Origin of the sequence: Pedobacter chinensis, from assembly GCF_003339865.1 — a bacterium.
Taxonomy (GTDB): Bacteria; Bacteroidota; Bacteroidia; order Sphingobacteriales; family Sphingobacteriaceae; genus Pedobacter; species Pedobacter chinensis.
This window is the reverse complement of record NZ_QPKV01000004.1, coordinates 325,253-344,647: the sequence shown is the minus strand read 5'-3', so window position 1 is coordinate 344,647 and position 19,395 is coordinate 325,253. Positions and strand designations below refer to the sequence as shown.

Annotated in this window: 14 protein-coding genes; 7 read left to right on the top strand and 7 right to left on the bottom strand. The window is 38.1% G+C overall.

Annotated elements, in window-relative coordinates:
• Positions 1-167 precede the first annotated feature (167 nt).
• The 3 genes from glgB to DU508_RS11740 form a co-directional block, all read right to left on the bottom strand.
• Positions 168-2,129: a 1,4-alpha-glucan branching protein GlgB gene (gene glgB / locus DU508_RS11750; protein ID WP_199562699.1), complete on the bottom strand. Its 1,962-nt coding sequence runs from the start codon at positions 2,127-2,129 to the stop codon at positions 168-170.
• Positions 2,130-2,190: 61 nt separating this feature from the next.
• Positions 2,191-4,653: a glycoside hydrolase family 31 protein gene (locus tag DU508_RS11745; RefSeq protein ID WP_115403003.1), complete on the bottom strand. Its 2,463-nt coding sequence runs from the start codon at positions 4,651-4,653 to the stop codon at positions 2,191-2,193.
• A 159-nt stretch (positions 4,654-4,812) separates the two neighbouring features.
• Positions 4,813-7,740 (bottom strand): TonB-dependent receptor, encoded by a 2,928-nt coding sequence (locus DU508_RS11740; RefSeq protein ID WP_115403002.1) that lies wholly within the window; start codon positions 7,738-7,740, stop codon positions 4,813-4,815.
• 195 nt (positions 7,741-7,935) lie between these two features.
• On the opposite strand from DU508_RS11740, the gene DU508_RS11735 reads away from it, so the two are divergent.
• From DU508_RS11735 to DU508_RS11725, 3 genes are read left to right on the top strand one after another with little or no spacing between them, the layout of a single operon-like run.
• Positions 7,936-10,365 carry a penicillin acylase family protein gene (locus DU508_RS11735; protein WP_115403001.1) on the top strand — a complete coding sequence of 810 codons (2,430 nt, stop codon included), beginning with the start codon at positions 7,936-7,938 and terminating at the stop codon, positions 10,363-10,365.
• Between the two features lie 6 nt (positions 10,366-10,371).
• A complete protein-coding gene (locus tag DU508_RS11730) occupies positions 10,372-10,731 on the top strand; it encodes a hypothetical protein (protein ID WP_115403000.1) in 360 nt (119 codons plus the stop codon).
• A 19-nt stretch (positions 10,732-10,750) separates the two neighbouring features.
• A complete protein-coding gene (locus tag DU508_RS11725) occupies positions 10,751-11,734 on the top strand; it encodes a LuxE/PaaK family acyltransferase (RefSeq protein WP_115402999.1) in 984 nt (327 codons plus the stop codon).
• 1 nt (position 11,735) lies between these two features.
• On the opposite strand, the gene DU508_RS11720 is transcribed toward DU508_RS11725, so the two are convergent.
• From DU508_RS11720 to DU508_RS11705, 4 genes are all read right to left on the bottom strand, one after another.
• A complete protein-coding gene (locus tag DU508_RS11720; protein ID WP_115402998.1) occupies positions 11,736-12,188 on the bottom strand; it encodes an RES family NAD+ phosphorylase in 453 nt (150 codons plus the stop codon).
• Positions 12,189-12,662, bottom strand: a complete 474-nt coding sequence (gene parS / locus DU508_RS11715) for a type II RES/Xre toxin-antitoxin system antitoxin (RefSeq protein WP_115402997.1) — start codon at positions 12,660-12,662, stop codon at positions 12,189-12,191. It abuts the gene before it with no gap.
• Between the two features lie 111 nt (positions 12,663-12,773).
• On the bottom strand, positions 12,774-14,060 hold the full coding sequence (tyrS, locus tag DU508_RS11710; protein ID WP_115402996.1) for a tyrosine--tRNA ligase: 1,287 nt from the start codon (positions 14,058-14,060) through the stop codon (positions 12,774-12,776).
• A 61-nt stretch (positions 14,061-14,121) separates the two neighbouring features.
• Positions 14,122-15,414, bottom strand: coding sequence for a patatin-like phospholipase family protein (locus DU508_RS11705; protein ID WP_115402995.1), 1,293 nt, complete (start codon positions 15,412-15,414; stop codon positions 14,122-14,124).
• Between the two features lie 120 nt (positions 15,415-15,534).
• On the opposite strand from DU508_RS11705, the gene DU508_RS11700 reads away from it, so the two are divergent.
• The 4 genes from DU508_RS11700 to DU508_RS11680 all read left to right on the top strand — a co-directional run bounded on the left by DU508_RS11700 (position 15,535) and on the right by DU508_RS11680 (position 19,283).
• Positions 15,535-16,209: an ACP phosphodiesterase gene (locus DU508_RS11700; RefSeq protein WP_115403339.1), complete on the top strand. Its 675-nt coding sequence runs from the start codon at positions 15,535-15,537 to the stop codon at positions 16,207-16,209.
• A gap of 438 nt (positions 16,210-16,647) precedes the next feature.
• Entirely contained in the window at positions 16,648-17,559 is a 912-nt protein-coding gene (locus tag DU508_RS11690; RefSeq protein ID WP_115402993.1) for an NAD(P)H-binding protein, read from the top strand.
• An 11-nt stretch (positions 17,560-17,570) separates the two neighbouring features.
• Entirely contained in the window at positions 17,571-18,359 is a 789-nt protein-coding gene (locus tag DU508_RS11685; protein ID WP_115402992.1) for an SDR family oxidoreductase, read from the top strand.
• 21 nt (positions 18,360-18,380) lie between these two features.
• Entirely contained in the window at positions 18,381-19,283 is a 903-nt protein-coding gene (locus DU508_RS11680; RefSeq protein ID WP_115402991.1) for a helix-turn-helix domain-containing protein, read from the top strand.
• The last annotated feature ends 112 nt before the right edge of the window (positions 19,284-19,395 follow it).

Sequence of the window (19,395 nt, the reverse complement as noted above, 5' to 3'; positions counted from 1 at the left end):
AAATGTTTTAGGTAGTAAAAATTCAAATCGTAAGATGTGACAGTACGAACTTTAAAATAAATAGTTGCGAGTATAAACAGTTATTGTATCTTTGCAACCGCTCTGGAAGCTTCCACTCCAGAGCTTAAGAAAGCCTTTCAGCAATGAAAGGCTTTTCTTATTTCACGTTACTTGCTCTTAAATACCACTACCGCTAGCGGTGGCAGCGTAATATCTACCGAGTATTGTTGCCCATTACAACCTTCTTTCACCGGAATAATATCTCCTCTGTTATTGATACCACTTCCGTAGTAAATAATATCGTCTGTATTAAATATCTCCTTCCATTTGGTTTTGAAAGGAACGCCAATTCTATAATGCTCCCTTACAACAGGTGTAAAATTCAAAACAATAATCAAAGTATCTTTTGCTTTTGGCCCTTTCCGCATGAAGGCAAAAACCGATTCGTTTGCATTATCGGCATCTAACCATTCGAACCCCTCGTAACTAAAATTGAAATGATATAACGCAGGTTCTTTACGATATAAAAAGTTCAAAGCCTTAACTGTTTCCTGCATGCCTTTATGAGGCGCATACTGAAGCAAGTGCCAATCTAATGATTGAGTAAAATTCCATTCGTTGGTATCACCGAATTCATTTCCCATAAACAAGAGCTTGGCCCCCGGATGGGTAAACATATAACCGTAAAGTGCCCGTAAATTAGCAAACTTCTGCCATTCATCACCAGGCATTTTATAAAGCATTGGCGACTTTCCATGTACCACCTCATCATGTGAAAACGGCAACATAAAGTTTTCAGTAAAGGCATAAGTCATACTAAAACTTAATTGGTTATGATGGTGTTTTCTACCCAATGTATCTACTTTGAAATATTTTAATGTATCATTCATCCAGCCCATCATCCATTTCATACCAAAGCCCAAACCACCTGCATAAACAGGATGAGTTACTCCGGGATAAGTACTGCTTTCTTCTGCGATGGTTTGAACGCCATCGAAATTTCCATAAATGGCTACATTCAAATCTTGCAAAAACCGGATTGCTCCTAAATTTTCTGCCCCTCCATGTTCATTGGTCGCGGCATCTCCGTCTTTTCTGGAAAAATTAAAATATAACATAGAGGCTACAGCATCAACCCGCAAACCATCTGCATGGTATTGATCCAGCCAGAATATCGCGTTACTGATCAAAAAAGAACGCACCTCATTCCGGTCGTAATTGAATATATACGATTTCCAATCAGGGTGAAAGCCTTTGCGCATATCTGCATGTTCATATAAATGTGTTCCGTCGAACTCGTAAAGTCCATGCCTGTCTCCTGGAAAATGTGAAGGTACCCAATCTAAAATAACTGCAATATTCGCTTTGTGAAGTTCATCAATCAGATACATTAAATCTTGAGGAGAACCATAGCGGGAACTTGCACCAAAATAACCCGTGATCTGGTATCCCCAACTCGGAAAATACGGAAACTCCATTACAGGCATCAGCTCCACATGCGTAAAGCCCATTTCTTTTACATAGGGAACGAGCCGGCCGGCAACTTCTCTGGCATTTAAAACACGTTCAGGATTATCGGGATCGCGTTCCCAGGAACCTAAATGCAATTCGTAAACCGAAATTGGCTGATCAAGTGCATTTATTTTGGCCCTTTTGGCAAGCCATGATTTATCTTTCCAGGTATAATCAGTATCCCATACAATAGATGCCGTTTGTGGTGGGTGCTCCCATCTTCGGGCATAAGGATCGCCCTTTAAATGCTCAGATTCATCAAAACCTTTAATAAAATATTTATAAACTTCACCTTTTGAGAGATTAGGAATGAACCCTTCCCAGATGCCCGATTTGTCCCAGCGTTTGTTTAGTGCATGCGAGTCCCGGTTCCAATCATTGAAGTCTCCGGAAACACTCACTTTTATGGCATTTGGTGCCCAAACGGCAAAATAAGTTCCTTTGGTTTTGGCTACTGTGGTAAGATGTGAGCCTAACTTTTCATAGAGCCTGAAATGCTTTCCTACCAGGAAAAGATCAATATCATAATCGGTAAACAAACTATGCACCCAAACAGATTTGCTGGTATCAATCTTGGTTAAAGCTGTCTTTTTTTCGGAAACTTTTTTTGCTGGCATAATCATTTTGGCTAGATATGTTTAGCCCCAAACGCTAAACAACATTTGGGGCTTAAAAGATTTAGAGACTTAAAATCTGTATCTCTGAAAAGTTTTTAAGGCATTTAAAGTGTAAAATACTTTTATCGTCTGTGTAAAAATCTGTCACTTCTTTATTATCAACAATAATCTTTTTAACCTGGAGTTTCACACCCATTACATGACAAGCATAGAACTCATAATTAGGGGTATATAAACCTTCAATTCTTTGATTAACTTTTAATAGTTGATGATCTGCTTTTACGGTGAATTTTTTCTCTAAGTAAATATCTTGCTCAAACGCGAAAGTATCTCCATGATCTTCATACATATATGAGTTTACTTCATAATCGCTGTGGTAAATGTTCAAGGCCACTTCAGTGATCGATTTTTCATCTACATACTGCATAACCGGATATTCAGGAATCACAGATCCAGCCCTGACAAACATAGGCATGCTGTCTATTTTTGCCTCAACGGTATATTCATTTCCACCTTCCAGCACTTCATTTGTCCAGAAATTATACCAGGTTCCTTTCGGAAGATAAACCTTTCTTGAAATTGCTCCTTGCTCCAGAACCGGGCATATCAATAATTTATCGCCATAACAAAATTCATCCTGACGGAAACTATTGCTGATATTTTCTTGTTCAAGCATCACTAAAGGCCTTAAAATTGGGAAACCATAGCGGTGGTGTTCCCAAAAAACAGAATATAAATAAGGCATGAGGCGATATCTCAACTCAATGAACTTGCGATTGATATCTTCAAAAAATTCGCCAAAACTCCAGGGCTCACGTTCGGCAGTATCACCAGCAGAGTGTGCTCTCATAAAAGGCGAAAAAGTACCCAACTGAATCCAACGGGTAAACAACTCTCCATCAGGTTCGCCACTAAAACCACCAATGTCTGTTCCGCAGAATGGAACGCCTGAAACTGACAAACGCTGACATTGAATGTTTCCAATTTTTAAGTGTTCCCAGGTGGCGATGTTATCACCTGTCCAAACGCTGGCATAACGTTGCATACCAGAATAACCTGCCCTTGTAATGGTAAACGGACGTTTATTACGCATGAGTTTTTTTAAACCTTCGTAGGTTGAACGAACCATTTGCATTCCATAAACATTGTGTGCCTTGCGATGAGATCCGCGATGTCCGTCATAATTGTGACGAACATCGTTAGGAAATGTTCCTGAACCAAAAACAGCAGGTTCATTCATATCGTTCCAGAAACCGGCAACGCCCATATCAACCAATTCTTCATATAACTTACCCCACCATTTTCTAACTTTTGGATTGGTAAAATCAGGGAACTGACAACGACCAGGCCATACATGCCCTTCCATAAAGTAATCATCACTTCTCCTGCAGAAATATTTGTTTTCTTTACCCTCTTTGAAAACCCAGTAGTCGTCATCTACTTTAATCCCCGGATCAATCATAACAACGGTTTTAAAACCATCATCAGAAAGTTCTTTGATCATCCTCCGTGGATCAGGAAAATATTTTTTGTTCCAGGTAAAACAGCGATAGCCATCCATGTAATCGATATCCAGATAAATGGCATCACAAGGAATTTTTCTATCCCTGAATTGCTTGGCAATATCTTTAACCTTGGTTTCCGGATAGTAACTCCAACGACATTGCTGATAACCTAACGTCCATTTTGGTGGCATTGGATGCGTACCCGTTAAGCTTGCGTAACGTTTAACCACATCCATAATATGAGGCCCATGAATGTAATAATACTGCAACTCACCACCATCTGCCCAAAAACTGGTTTTACTTACATCTTCTCCTCCAAAATCGAAATAAGATTTAAATGTATTATCAAAGAAAATACCGTAAGCAGCTTGATTGTGCAGGCCGATATAAAAAGGAATGGTTCTATAAAGCGGGTCTTGATTCCAGCCAAAAGAGTAGGCATCGGTATTCCAGTTTTCAAAACGGCGACCACGTAAGTTGAAATTGCCTGATTTATCTCCTAAACCAAAGAAATTTTCTTCGGGATGACACTTTTTTGTCGCATAAATATAATATCCCCCAAAATCCACATTCTCTTCCCAGTGCATGGAGTTGGCTTCATCAACCATCACCAAATTGGTTATATTATCGGAAAATGAGACGTGAAAATTTTCTTTTTCAATTTTGCAGGTAACCGAATGTGTGGATACGGTATAATGATCTTCATGTTCCTGCATTTTGAATACAGATACTTTTTGGTCAACTTCGGGCACAGCATAAGAAAAATCATCTAAGAAAACCCCATGCGGGGCAAGGCGAACGCGAATAATCTCATCACTTACCACACGTATTTCCACCCTGGCATCTCCATCAGAGAAATAAAAGCGGTTACCTTCTTTTTTTACTTTTTTTACAGAGCCAAGGTATTGTTTAACAATTGGTTTTACCGATATATCTACTGGGTTATTTAAATGCTGTATTTCTTGTTCCTTTTCAATCAAATCACTTACCTCGTTCGGCATGTCGTTTTGTTCTTCCATCCTTATTTATTCAAAAATTTCTAATTATAAGCTCTTAAACTGGGATGTGCTTAAGAAAGTACTATAATACAAATATTTTATAAAAGGGATGTAGTAAATCATAAAAAAAGCCCTCCTTAATTTTATCAGGGAGGGCTTTCACTATGCATATTTAAATGGTTAAGGATTAAAAGAGAATGCTAAATAATAGATAGCACCCGCAGCCGGGTTACCATATGAAGTAATGTAATATTTATTCATCACGTTTGATCCACCCAGTTTAACCGAAGATTTTACCGAAGGAATTTTCAAGCTAACCTGAGCATCCAAAGAGCTGTATGCCGGAACTTCGCCTGAAGCAAATGATGAATTCCAGTAGAATTTATCTTGCCAGCGGTAAGAGATATTGAAACCGAAGTTTTTGATGATTTCTTTATTGCCAAAGCCAAGATTGAAACGAACTTTTGGCGTGTTAAAATCATTGATATAGTTTACAGGAAGATCTCCAATCTGGTTGTATGAAACGTTACCACTAAAGCTATAGTTATCAACAAGATAATCCAAGCCTAAAGCAGCACCATACGAAGTGACCTCTCCTTCTGCATTTACAGGAACACCAAATTTAACAAAAGTAGGATTAGCAAGCGTACCAACATTTTGATAAACATCTACAGCAGTAATGAAATCTTTGTAGGTGTTATAATAGCCGTAAGCATCAATAAGTAAATTAGGCAATATTAATCCTTTATAACCCAACTCGTAAGATTGAACGCTTTCCGGACGAACACCTTTGGCATCAAATGTATATTGTTGTAATAACGCTGGGTTTGGGGTACCGGTGGCAGCTGCAGATGCCAGGAAAGCACGGTAACTCACATCAGTATAGGCTTTATTCCCATCCAAATTGTATTTACCAAACATGATTTCCGGTAAACCACCAATTAAACGCTGAGATCCACCGCCTACAGAAAGGTCAATATATTGGTTTTGAGTAGTTGGGTTACGATAACCGGTTTGATAAGATGCCCTGATGTTGTTGTTTTTGGCCACTGTAAAAACTCCAGTGATACGAGGTGTGAAACGACCTTCAAAGTTCATGCTTTTATCGTATCTGCCGGCAAAAGTAAACTTAACCTTATCGTTGAACATTTTTTTACCAATTTGTGCAAATGCCCCGTATTCATTAATATCAATCGATTCATTTAAATCATTGAAAATGGTTCCTGCAGAATTCAAATCGTAAAGACGGTAAGAAGCGCCCACCTGAAACTCTACCGCATTATTCAGTGCATTGGTAAAATTATACATTCCTTCATAATGATATAAATTGGTTTTATCATCAAATTTGGCACCGTAAACACTTTGTGCAGGATTTGCCGCATTGATTGAGGTGGCACTGATCGTTGTGTTCATAATCGTTTGCTTGGCAGTTTCAAACTGTGGGCTGCCTGGTTCAAAGCGTCCCTGATTGGCAACTCCCCTTGCAAACGCATGTGCGGCAACATCATTTTGTCCTGCTGCCCTTGCGCCCACATAGTTACCAATATATTGCGGGAACCAGGTTGTTGAAGGTTTAGAAACTTCATTGATATAACTACCTAAAATAGATGAGATATAAGAATCACCCGAACGTTCTTGAGTAGTATAGCCTTTTAATGAAAAATCCTGTCCTTTTAATTCCAGTTTATATTGGCCGATATTAAAATTACGAAGTGAATAACGATCAGAACCTGTATAAACGGAGGTACCTGTTCCCCAGTTTGCCTGTGCCACTGCTTGAATAGTATTGGTAATATTATAATAAACAGCTCCTGAAGCTTTAAGTGATTTAGTATCATAATCAACTAAGTTAACTTCATTGTAACCTGTTCTCGATACATTTTGATCCGGAATCAAGTTGGCTTTTAAACCTACATAAAAAGGAAAATAATTTTGAACTGCTGGTCTGAGTTCAGCTGGCAAACTTGCTAAAAATCCTGCTTGCTGTGCTGCATTTGGAATTGCAGCGCCAAAAGTGGCATCCAGCGCGTTTTTAATATTCGGACCTCCTGCTGCAATAATGCCTGCAATGGTTTGATTTTGAACACTTAACGCCACATTTCTCATATTTTGGCTCACTTCATCGCCATAAACATTGATTCCGTCATAATTCGTGTCGCTATTGCGATCTCCGGCTTTTGCGGTTCTGGAAACACGATCAAAGTTTGAATAATTATTTCCAAACCAATCTTTAGCCTGTAAAAATGAAAATGCAGCCTTTACACCAAATTTATTGTTCCATGATTTGGCTAAACGAACATCCAATTGATTAAATGGCTGAACGCTGGAATTATCGTCGTTCACATGATTCACGCCAGTTTTATATTGAAAACTTGCGCCCTGATATTTGAACGGATCTTTAGAAGTCATCAACAAAGTTCCATTAATACCACCTGCACCGTATAATGCAGATGAGGCTCCCGGTAAAAGTTCAACATTATCAATATCAAGTTCAGTGATACCAACAATGTTACCTACTGAAAAATTCAAACCCGGCGCCTGATTATCCATTCCATCAATATATTGATTAAAACGGGTGTTACCATTTGAATTGAAACCACGGGTGTTAATGGATTTAAAAGTTAAACTTTGCATACTGCTTTCCACACCTTTCATGTTGTTTAAGGCATCGTAAAAAGATGGTGCAGCGATTTCGCGAATAGAGGCAGCACTCATTCTTTCGATGGAAACCGGTGATTCTAAAATACGTTCTGGCGTTCTTGATGCCGAAACAACTACATCCCCACCCAGCACAACGGCTGTTTCCATTTCAATATTAATACCAGACGTGTTAGCCGTTACCTGCCTCTCTACTGTTCCATAGCCAACGTATGATGCAACGAGTGTAAACGGAACTTTAGCAGTAGTGGTAAATGAGAAACTACCATCGCCTGATGATGCTGTACCACCAGTTTGGCCTTTAATGGTTACGCTCACACCTGCCAGTCCTTCTTTTGATTGTCTATCCTTAACGGTTCCGCTAACCGTTATATTCTGTGCCTGTGCCGCAATATTAATTGCGCACATAAAAAATAACACATAGAAGATTTGTGTAAAAATTCTGCTCATAAATGATTGTTAAATTTGGTTGTCTGTATTATTAGTTAACATAAACTTAAATGCTTTTTTTGAATTAAACAAATTATGTTTGCATAATAATTTCAATTTATAATTTTGATTGATATTCAGTTTGTTGTATTTTCATTTATCTTAAATCATCATTTTTGCTTTATATTAGTAACCTGAGATTTTCAGCTAACCATTATGAATAAAATTAAAGCGCTTTTCTGTATCATAATCCCTATAGCCTTAGCTTTCTTATTTAATACTAAACTGGGCAGTACGCCCCCGCTTTTGAAATTTTTAAACCCTTTTATGGGTTTTTGGCAAAATGCAGAGAATAATCATTTCATTTTTAACCACAAGACAAAGATTAAAGGAGCGATAGATAAAATCGAAATTGTTTTCGATGACAAAATGATTCCACATATTTTCGCCATGAATGATCATGACCTGTATCTGGCTCAGGGTTATGTTACCGCCATGCATCGTCTTTGGCAAATGGACTTTCAAACCCGTTTTGCTGCCGGAAGAATCAGCGAAGTGGTTGGCGACAAAGCGATTGAGGTAGACCGCTATCAACGTAGAATGGGCATGGTTTATGGTGCCGAAAATTCTTTAAAAGGAATGATGGCCGATCCAAAAGCAAAGGAAATGATTTTGGCCTATACCGAGGGAATAAATGCGTATATTAAAGGCCTTTCTCATGCAAAATACCCTTTGGAATATAAAATACTGGATTTTAAACCAGAAAACTGGACACCGGTAAAATGTGCGCTCTTATTAAAACAGATGTCGGCTGTTTTGGCCATGGGCTCTGATGAATTCTATATGACCAATATTCTTAAAAAGTTTGGACCTGAAATCACTAAAGATCTTTTTCCCGACTATCCATTTAGAGAAGATCCTATTATTCCCGTAGGAACCAAATGGGATTTCTCGCCATTGCCAACGCCAAAAACTCCTGAAAGTTTTACCGAGGCTTTAACAGGCGAAGTGCGTACAAAAGAAAAAGTAGAAGGAATTGGAAGTAATAACTGGGCTTTATCTGGTACAAAAACAGCATCTGGTTTTCCCATTTTAGCTAACGACCCGCATCTCGATTTAACATTACCATCTATTTGGTATCAAATTCAATTACATGCACCGGGCGTTAATACTTATGGTGTTTCACTACCTGGCGCACCGGGCGTTATCATTGGTTTCAATCAAAAAATTGCCTGGGGTGTAACCAATGTTGCGGCCGATGTTTTAGATTTTTATCAGATCAAATTCAAAGATTCTGCTCACAACGAATATTGGTACAACAACAAATGGAACAAAACCACTAAACGCCTGGAAACAATAAAAATTCGCGGTGGAAAAGATGAAATTGATACCGTTTATTATACCCATCACGGTCCTGTTGTTTATTTTCAAAAACCCAAATATGGAAGGGCCGACAATGTACCTGTTGGTGATGCCTTAAGATGGATTGCTCACGATCAGTCGAATGAATTAATGACTTTTTATTATTTAAATCGTGGTAAAAATTATAATGATTACCGTAAAGCATTAACTTTTTACACTGCTCCCGCTCAAAATTTTGTTTTCGCCAGCGTTGATAATGATATTGCGATCACTCCGAATGGCAAATTTCCATTGAAATGGAAAGACCAGGGTAAATTTATTTTGGATGGAACTGATCCTGCATACGATTGGCAAGGCTGGATTCCAGCGGCCCAGAACCCAACAGTTAAAAACCCTCCTCGTGGTTTTGTGAGTTCAGCAAACCAATCTTCTACTGATTCCACTTATCCTTACTACATCAATTGGGAATTTGCACCTTATGAAAGGGGAAAAAGAATTAATGATCGATTAGCCGCAATGAACAAAGCCACTATGGATAGCATCAGGCTAATGCAGACCGATAATTACAGCATTTTAGCACAGAACCTGGTTCCTGCGATATTACCTTTGTTAAATACCGAAAATCTTAATGCTACACAAAAAGAAGCCCTAAGTTATGTAACCAAATGGAACAAGCGCTACGATGCAGATGAAATAGCGGCAAGTGTTTTCGAAATCTGGACCAAGCGTTTATCATTCAATATCTGGAACGATGAATTTGTGGTAAAAGGAATTCCAATGCGATATCCTTCCAGAGATCGTACAGTAGAAATGATATTAAAAGAACCAAACGCAAAATGGTACGATAATGTGAACACCAGCCAAAAAGAATCGCTTGCAGATTTGGTAAATGAAGCTTTCAAGTACAGCTGTGACAGCCTGGAACGCAGATTCGGACCAATTAATAAAGACTGGAGATGGTCAAACGTAAAGCAAACCAATGTACCGCATTTAGCAAAAATACCAGGTTTTGGTTCTAAAATATTGCAAATTGGTGGTGCAAAAAGCACAATTAATGCCATAAGTGAAACCAATGGACCTTCATGGAGAATGGTAATTGAACTTGGAAAAACACCCAAAGGACATGGTGTTTATCCTGGCGGACAATCAGGCAATCCTGGCAGTAAATTTTATGATAACATGGTCGATACTTGGGCAAATGGTCAATTATATGATTTATTTTACATGCAAGCGCCTGATGATAAATCCGGAAAAATAATCTCTCGTTTAAAAATTTCTAAATAGCATACAATGGTTTTCATCGTCATATTAATAATTTGTTTTTTACTGCAAATGATTGCGCCTTGGTGGGTAATTATTGTGATATCTTTTGCTACTTGCGGCATTATTGGTAAAACAGCCAAAATCGCCTTTTGGCAATCATTCTTTGCCATATTTTTATTATGGATTGGTTATGCATTATTTAAAAGTTTACCCAACGACAATTTGCTTGCTGGTAGAGTTGCGGTAATGACAGGGATAAAACTTTGGTGGACATTGTTATTGGTTACCGGAATATTAAGTGGCTTAGTGGCTGGAATTAGCGGCTATTGTGGCTATCAGTTCAGAACAGCTATGCTGACTAAAAAAACTGACGAGAAAATAGCATAATGCTTTGTACTTTTGCAGGGTGAGTCTGAAAACTAAAGATATATTTTCTATAACCAACACCGATGAGTTTAATGCTCATGCATTGGAGATTTTTAAATTACAGGCTAAGAACTGCCAGGTTTACTGCGAATATATTCATCATTTAAAAATTGATGTGGATCAGATCAATGATTTTCATCAGATTCCATTTCTGCCGATTGTTTTTTTTAAAACCCATCGCATACTTAGTAACGACAAACCTGTAGAAATCACTTTTAGTAGCTCGGGCACTACTGGTATGGTTCAAAGCAGCCATCACGTAACTGATGTTAAATTGTATGAGCAAAGCTATCTTCAGGCTTTTGATCAGTTTTATGGCCCGGTTTCAAACTATTGTTTTTTGGCCTTACTCCCTTCCTATCAGCAAAGATCAGGCTCATCATTGATTTATATGGTTAATGATTTGATTGAGAAAAGCAAGCATCCACAAAGTGGTTACTTTCTTTATAATCACGATGATCTTTTTCAAACTTTGAATAACCTTAAAGAAAAGAAACAGCCCACCGTTTTAATTGGCGTTACCTATGCCCTACTCGATTTTATTGAACAATATGACATTGATTTTCCTGAGTTGATTGTAATGGAAACAGGCGGGATGAAAGGCAGGCGTAAGGAAATGGTTCGGGAAGAACTTCATGATCAGTTAACAAAAGGTTTTGGCGTATCCGCCATTCATAGTGAATACGGCATGACAGAACTCCTTTCTCAGGCTTATTCTTTAGGCAATGGTATTTTCAATTGCCCTGACTGGATGAAGGTATTGATCAGAGATACCAATGATCCTTTAACTTTGATCCAAAATGGTAAAACAGGAGGAATTAATGTTATAGATCTGGCCAATATCAATTCCTGTTCATTCATTGCCACACAAGATTTAGGTCGAATAAACCCTGATGGTAGTTTTGAAGTTTTAGGCAGGTTTGATCATGCCGATATCAGAGGATGTAATTTACTGGTGCAGTAAGTTAAAACAACCTGTTATCGAAATTAAATGGTTTAACCTCAATGATCTTAATTTTATCTGATAGCGAGTGGTTTACATTCATCAGGTAGTTAAACTCGTCTTCAATTATTGCAGAAGGTACCCGTAGCAGTAAATATTCATTTTTCCTGATAAATTCATCACCAATCTTTTTAAGTGCTAATGATGCAGGGTAAGCTTTCCAATTTTCGGGTAATTGCTTATGGTCATACCGATCAATGCTATCTTCAGGGAGTTCAAATATGGTTAAACACAACTGATTGGCATCATTGATATTGTTCTTATTTGCCAAAACTTCAAGCGCTGCCAATGATCGGTTTTCGGCCATATAATGCATAGAAACGCCAACAGAATTCCAACGGCCACCAAATAACCGGGCACCAGTTCCACTAACATCTTTGGCATGTTTACAATTACTGATCCGGTATAGTATCATTTAACTAAAAACGCCATATTCGATCCTGCCCAATATTTGTAAAACCATATCAAAACCGATGCTGGTATCGAGTAAATTAAGAGGAATTTCATTATTTAAAGCTTGGTTTGGTTGCCTTACCCAGGTGTTAAAAGCCTTCGCACTACCTAAAACTTCTATCCCACGCTCATATAAACGTGCTAACTCTATTGCCCTATCGGCATATTCTGTTTTAACCAATGTAGTTGGTGCATACCTTTGAAGTGTACGCTCAGAAATATGTAAAATACCCGCTATTTCTTCTAATGTTAAAGAAATTTGTTTAGCTAGTGAGGTTAATGATTTCTTTGATATGCCTTTGCGGGCAAGATTTAAAAGATCAAACTCACTAGGGTTAGTATAATGGTTTCCAATTATAGCCATAATGGGCGTTTGAAGAGCGGCCTGATAAGCCACCATTGGTTCTTCAACGATATTTTCTGGTTTTCTTTTCATTGCCCGACAATTATACCCAAATATATACATTTTGTCTGGTATTTAGAATACCTACTGCCAAAAAAAATCTCAATCAATAGATTGAGATTTCCTTATGTTAAATTTACCCTTTTACCCGGCAATTAACAGGAAATAATTTTTCTTGCCTTTCTGCACCACAATAAACTGATCATTGATTAAATTTTCTGCATTAAAAATCTGCGTAGCATCAGTAACTCTTTCTTTATTTACCGAAACACCACCACCTTGAATCAATTTTTTAATTTCTCCCTTCGATGGAAAAACAGCGGCTTTCTCTACTAAAAGTGTAGCTGCATCAACGCCTGTAGCCAGCTCTGATTTTGAAATCTTAAACTGAGGAATGCCCTCAAACATTTCTAAAACCTGTTTCTCAGATAAACTTTTTAAAAATTCCAAAGATCCATTGCCAAATAAAAACTCAGAGGTTTTAACAGCGGTTTCCAATGCTTCTACAGAGTGGGTTTTTATAGTAATATCTTCTGCCAATGCTTTTTGTAAAATACGCAAATGCGGTGCAGCATCATGTTCAGCTTCCAGAGCTTCAATTTCTGCTCTGGTTTTTAGGGTAAATATTCTGATCCACTTCTTCACATCGTCATCAGAGGCGTTTAACCAAAACTGATAATATTTATACGGAGAGGTTTTTTCAGGATCTAACCAAACAGCGCCACTTTCCGTTTTACCGAATTTTGTTCCATCGGCTTTTTTAATCAACTGTGTAGTAATGGCATAAGCTGTTCCTCCATCCTTTCTTCTAATCAACTCTGTTCCGGTAACAATATTCCCCCATTGATCTGATCCGCCCATTTGCACCAAACAATTCTCATTCTTCCATAAATGATAAAAATCATAACCCTGGATCAATTGATAGCAAAATTCAGTAAAAGATAATCCTGAATCACCTTCTAAACGTCTTTTCACACTATCTTTTGCCATCATATAGTTAACAGTGATATGTTTTCCCACATCTCTGATGAATGTGAAAAGATTCATATCCTTAAACCAATCTGCATTATTGACCATCACGGCTCCATTGCCCCCCTCTTCAAACTTTAAGAATTTAGCCAATTGTGCTTTCATTCCCTTAAGATTGTGCTCGATCATTTCTGGTGTTTGCAGATTCCTTTCATCGGATTTCCCTGATGGATCTCCAACCATCCCGGTAGCACCACCAACTAAAGCATAAGGTTTATGACCAGCTTTTTGAAAATGGATCAGCGTCATGATCTGCGTTAAATGACCTACATGTAACGAATCTGCGGTAGGGTCAAAACCAATATAACCAGAGGTCATTCCTTCATTTAACTTTTCCTCAGTATTTGGCATAATATCATGCAGCATGCCACGCCACCTTAACTCTTCAACAAAATTCGTCATTGTACAAACACTTTAATAATTGTGCGTGCAAAGATAAAATTTTAGCTTAGTTTAAAGCAAATTAGTTAGCAACTGTAAACCAGCTTTTAAAATCTGCCTGAGCTGTATCAAAATCGGGGTGGCCGATAAGGCAATTCAGGGAGCTATCACTTCGTATTGCCTGATTTGGAATACCCGAGTTGTTGAGCCAGTTGTCACATAATTTATTGATCAGTGAAACTTCTTTATCCTCTACAGCATCCATATCCATTGCATTTAGCGCCACATACTCATCCTTACTAATACCTGCGGGCAAATCCCAGTGTTTACCGTTTGCGTTACTAACCATCATTGGCCGCAACACCGGATTCATTCTGATGAAATCAACTGGTTTTGCCGGCATGGAAGCATTTAAGATCATGTAAGCTACAAATGCTGCTGTATCAGGTGGGTCATTTAAGATGCTGGTACCCATTTTCTGAATATCTTTGATCAAACCAGGCTCCTCATACTTAGCCTTTAGTTCATTGTACTTAACCGGAATTTCCTCATCATATTGCAATTGTGAAACCGTTCCGGTACCAATAGAAAGTACCTGAATATGTTCGATTTCATATTGTTCACGATTACAAATCGCCTCTGTAACCGCTGTTAAGATCGGGTTATTATTTCCGGTAACTCCGCCATCCCAGTAATATTTAAGTTTGTGATTAACCTTGAACATAGCAGGTTCATTAAAATAATTAACCGGTGCAGTGCTCGAAGCATGAATCGCATCAACCAGGCTTACCAAACAATCTGATGGCGATTGGGTTACAGGCGGCAAGTTTTTCAGTTTCTTTTCAATAACCGATGTTGAGGCTAAACTATCACAATCCGTTCTGAACATTTCTGCTCTGTTGCGGTAATAATCATAACCAATAATTAAAAATTGGGTTTTAATATGGCCATCAACAGCAACGTATTCAGGAACCTGCATTAAATCAAGCCTGGAAATTTTTGGCAAGATCTCTTTTAATGCCTGATGTTTTCTCTTTGTTGCATATTTTGCACCAATTTTAAATATTCTTGCAGCGCTTGACAGTAAGCTTTTCTCAAAGAAACTCAACCTTGAAAAAACCTTGCTTCTTAGCTTTTCATCATCAAAAATTTTTTCTATCTCTGAAAGGCGAAGGTTTTCTGCCATAGCAGCAGCCACCAGGCTACCACCACTATTTGCCGCTACCAGATCAAACTTTGCCAAAACCTCATGACCCGTTGGATCGGGAGCATTAAAGGTTTCTGCGAAAAGTTTACGTAAACATTTTACCTGAATAAGTGCCCAGGAACCGCCTCCATCAAGAGACAGTATCCGATAAGTTTTAGAGTTAGGCATGATTAGATTTTTAAGGTAATTAAATTTATAAATAATTAATTTACAAAACAATACGAATTAAAAAGCTAATATCATATGGTTTCAGTTTTTCAGCAAAAAAGAAAACATTACCTTGCAGGCATGAACTTTTTATCTCATTATTACTTCGATAAATCAAATGCTGATGCCAATGTGGTAATGGGAACCGTATTACCTGATCTGATCAAAAACGCATCAAAAGAAACAAATTTATATCCTCAAAAAAATGAGTTTTTATTTTTAGGAAATGCTAACGAAGAAGGATTACTAACAGGTTGGAAAAGACATCTGGCAGTTGACCTGTTTTTTCATTCCTCTAATTTCTTTTTAGAAAAAACAACAGCACTTAAACATCTGATCAAACCAGTGGTGGAAGGCACCCCTGTTCGGCCTTCATTTTTGGCTCATATAGGTTTGGAGCTTTTATTAGATCATTTACTTATTGAGCATAATCTGGTACAGGTTAATCACTTTTATGAAAAACTTATGGCCGTAAAAAAAGAATCTTTAAATGATTTCCTTGAGCATTGTGGGTTAAAAGATCAGACGGTGTTTTCTAAGTTTCTGGAAAGCTTTATCAGCAGTAAATATTTATTCAGCTACCAAAAGCTAGAAAACATCAGCTATGCTTTAAATAGAATATGCATGCGTTTGTGGCCAGAAACTTTAAGCGAAAAACAACTGGCAGAATTAACTTTTCAACTCGGCTTGTTTAAACAAGTATTGGAAAAAGATTTTATGAATATTTTTGATGAGATAAAATCAAAGCTTTCATAGTTTTTGCATCAGAGGGATCGAAGAATGCATCCAAGTATTTTCACTCATTTTGTATCGATAACCTTTGAGCGCTCAGGCTACGAACAACTGTCCATAACGCAACCTACCTGTCGGGGAATTTTACCTGCTTTTATTAGCTGACTTGAATGTCAAAAATCCATTCTGTATCATCACGAGGCCTGACAGCTCCAAATTTCTTCAATCAACATTCTTCCTTCGACTTCGCATCTTGTTTTCCCGGATCCCCAAGCCGACACAATTAGTCTGACAACTACAGACACCGAACGATAGAACCACAGTCGCCAACAGCAGTTTTCGTACCAAGCTATTGCGGATGATATTATGTTCCAAATCCTCATTTCGGTTACATAATCCCTCAATTCTGTTATTTCTTTTCTTTCCGATGGATGCAACTTTGCATCAACAAAAATCAAGAAAATGAATATTGTATTGACAGGTTCTTTAGGGAACATAGGAAAACCGCTTACACAAGCATTGGTAGAAAAAGGACACGCGGTAACCGTAATCAGCAGTAAAATTGAACGGAAACCTGAAATTGAGGCTTTAGGTGCTATTCCGGCAATAGGAAACATTCAGGATGCCGGTTTTCTATCTGAAACATTCAGAGGTGCTGACGCAGTTTATCTGATGGAGGCTTGGGAGGGTATTGGAAGTATATTCGATAAGGATATTGATTTTTTAGCCGAGTTTAAAAAAATCGCAGAAAACTATAAACAAGCCGTAGAACAGTCAGGCGTAAACCGTATTATACATTTGAGTAGTGTCGGTGCGCATTCAGACAAAGACATGGGTAGTTTGCTCGTGCATTACAATGTTGAAAATATCCTGAAAACACTTCCCGAAACTGCTGCTATCAAGTTTATGCGACCCGTTGGCTTTTTCAGCAATATCTACCGGTGGTTACCAATGATCAAATCGCAGGGAGTGATAACTCAAAGCTACGGCGGCGATAAAAAAGAACCGTGGGTGTCGCCTTTGGATATAGCAGCAACCATTGCAGATGAAATGGAAAAGCCGTTTAATGGCAGAACAGTACATTATCAGGCAAGTGAAGAAGTTTCTCCCAATGAGATCGCGCAAAGTATAGGTAACGCAATTGGTAAGCCAGACTTAAAATGGGAAGTAATTCCAGCCGATAAACTATTAGACCAAATGCTTTCCGCAGGCGTCAACGAATGGATAGCAAACGGAATGGTTGAGATGCAAAAAGCACAGCAAACTGGCAGTTTGTACGAAGATTTCTATCAACACAATCCAACGCTCGGAAAAGTCAAACTGGATGACTTCGCCAGAGAATTTGCTCAAACGTATAATAAACAGAATAAATAAATTTTAAGAAAATGAATTACGAAGTAATCACAAACACCGAAGAAAACAATAATAAAGAAGTGCGTAAAAAAGCATTAATAACAGGAGCCAATAAGGGAATTGGCTTTGCAACAGCAAAACAGCTTTTGCAAAACGGATATTACGTTTTCATCGGAAGCCGCAACCCAGACAATGGGAAGGCTGCCGTAGACCAATTGAAAAGTGAGGGTTTTGAAAATGTAGAAGCCATACTGTTAGATGTGACAGACACTGCTTCAGTAGAAGCTGCACGCAAGGAAATCGGCAGTAAAACGACTGTACTCGATGTACTTATTAATAATGCCGGCATCAATGGCGGCTTTCCACAGGCAGCATTGGAAGCAAGTGCCGATGCTTTTCAGCAGGTAATGGATACCAATTTGTATGGAGTGGTAAGGGTAACGCAGGCGTTCATTGATTTATTAAGCAAATCAGAACAGCCAAGAATTGTCAATGTATCATCAAGCGGATGTTCACTTACCTTACATTGCGACCCCAGCTGGAAATATTATACACACAAAGCCGCCCTATATCCAGCTTCAAAAGCAGCAATGAATATGTACACCATTAATCTGGCTTATGAGTTGAGAGATACGCCTTTTAGAGTAAATGCGGTATGTCCCGGATTTGTAGCTACAGATTTCAATGGACACAGAGGAACCGGAACCGTTCAGGAGGGTGGTATACGTATTGCTAAATATGCAATGATTGGAGAAAACGGACCAACGGGCAAATTCATCAGTGAAGAATATAATCCTGAAACCGGAGAAACCCCGTGGTAATAAATTCAGTAATTTAGTGGGATGAAAAATAAACCGCATAATTTTCAGTCTTTATCAGATTTCCATCGGATGTTTGGGGTATCAAAACCTGTACATCCTTTGGTAAGTTTTATCCGCCTTGAAGATATGAAAATGCCTTCCGAAGAATTAGCCGATCAATTGGTTTTAGACTTCTACAAGATTGCCTACAAAGACAGTCTAGGAAAGGCAAAATACGGACAGCATTATTATGATTTTGGAGAGGGCGGTTTAGTGTTCACTTCACCCGGTCAATTGTTTCAGAAACCAGGCAATAGTACCCATAAAGGATATATTTTGCTTGTTCATCCTGATTTCTTATTATCTTATCCCTTAGCGAAAAAAATAACGCAATATGGTTTCTTTTCATACAATACCAATGAAGCGTTACATTTATCTGAAAAGGAAAAAGAAACCATTTTCTCCGTTTTTAAGATAATCGAGGAAGAATTAAACAGCAGGATAGACGATTTCAGCCAGGATGTTATCATTTCGCAAATCGAGCTGCTATTGAACTACAGCATCAGATTTTACAAACGTCAATTCATCACACGCAAAACGATTGGCAACAGTTTATTGCAACAGTTTGAAGACCTTTTGGAAGATTATTTCAATAATGAAAAAACATTGGACAATGGGATTCCAACTGTACAACATCTGGCTGAACAACTTAATTTATCAGCCACCTATTTAAGTGATATGTTACGTTCTCTGACAGGGCAGAATACGCAACAGCACATCCACAACAAACTGATTGAGCAAGCAAAAAAAATACTGTCAACCTCTGATTTGTCTGTAGCTGAAATAGCATACCTGTTAGGATTTGAGCATCCGCAGTCATTTAGCCGATTGTTTAAGACTAAAACCAATCTCTCCCCCTTAGCATTTAGACAGTCTTTTAATTAGAGAAGCAGGAAGAACCAGATAAGATTAGGGTTTTAAAAGATGGTGAATTCAAGAATCTCTTCACATATCTTTCCATCCATTTCTAAAGTTTTCAGTACCCTTATTTCCATTG

What these genes read in the sequence shown, in the direction of transcription:
- DU508_RS11735 (WP_115403001.1), top strand. Translation starts at nt 7,936, where the DNA reads ATGAATAAAATTAAAGCGCTTTTCTGTATCATAATCCCTATAGCCTTA.
- DU508_RS11740 (WP_115403002.1), bottom strand. Translation starts at nt 7,740, where the DNA reads ATGAGCAGAATTTTTACACAAATCTTCTATGTGTTATTTTTTATGTGC.
- parS (WP_115402997.1), bottom strand. Translation starts at nt 12,662, where the DNA reads ATGAAAAGAAAACCAGAAAATATCGTTGAAGAACCAATGGTGGCTTAT.
- DU508_RS11690 (WP_115402993.1), top strand. Translation starts at nt 16,648, where the DNA reads ATGAATATTGTATTGACAGGTTCTTTAGGGAACATAGGAAAACCGCTT.
- DU508_RS11700 (WP_115403339.1), top strand. Translation starts at nt 15,535, where the DNA reads ATGAACTTTTTATCTCATTATTACTTCGATAAATCAAATGCTGATGCC.
- DU508_RS11705 (WP_115402995.1), bottom strand. Translation starts at nt 15,414, where the DNA reads ATGCCTAACTCTAAAACTTATCGGATACTGTCTCTTGATGGAGGCGGT.
- DU508_RS11680 (WP_115402991.1), top strand. Translation starts at nt 18,381, where the DNA reads ATGAAAAATAAACCGCATAATTTTCAGTCTTTATCAGATTTCCATCGG.
- DU508_RS11685 (WP_115402992.1), top strand. Translation starts at nt 17,571, where the DNA reads ATGAATTACGAAGTAATCACAAACACCGAAGAAAACAATAATAAAGAA.
- DU508_RS11730 (WP_115403000.1), top strand. Translation starts at nt 10,372, where the DNA reads ATGGTTTTCATCGTCATATTAATAATTTGTTTTTTACTGCAAATGATT.
- DU508_RS11720 (WP_115402998.1), bottom strand. Translation starts at nt 12,188, where the DNA reads ATGATACTATACCGGATCAGTAATTGTAAACATGCCAAAGATGTTAGT.
- glgB (WP_199562699.1), bottom strand. Translation starts at nt 2,129, where the DNA reads ATGCCAGCAAAAAAAGTTTCCGAAAAAAAGACAGCTTTAACCAAGATT.
- tyrS (WP_115402996.1), bottom strand. Translation starts at nt 14,060, where the DNA reads ATGACGAATTTTGTTGAAGAGTTAAGGTGGCGTGGCATGCTGCATGAT.
- DU508_RS11745 (WP_115403003.1), bottom strand. Translation starts at nt 4,653, where the DNA reads ATGGAAGAACAAAACGACATGCCGAACGAGGTAAGTGATTTGATTGAA.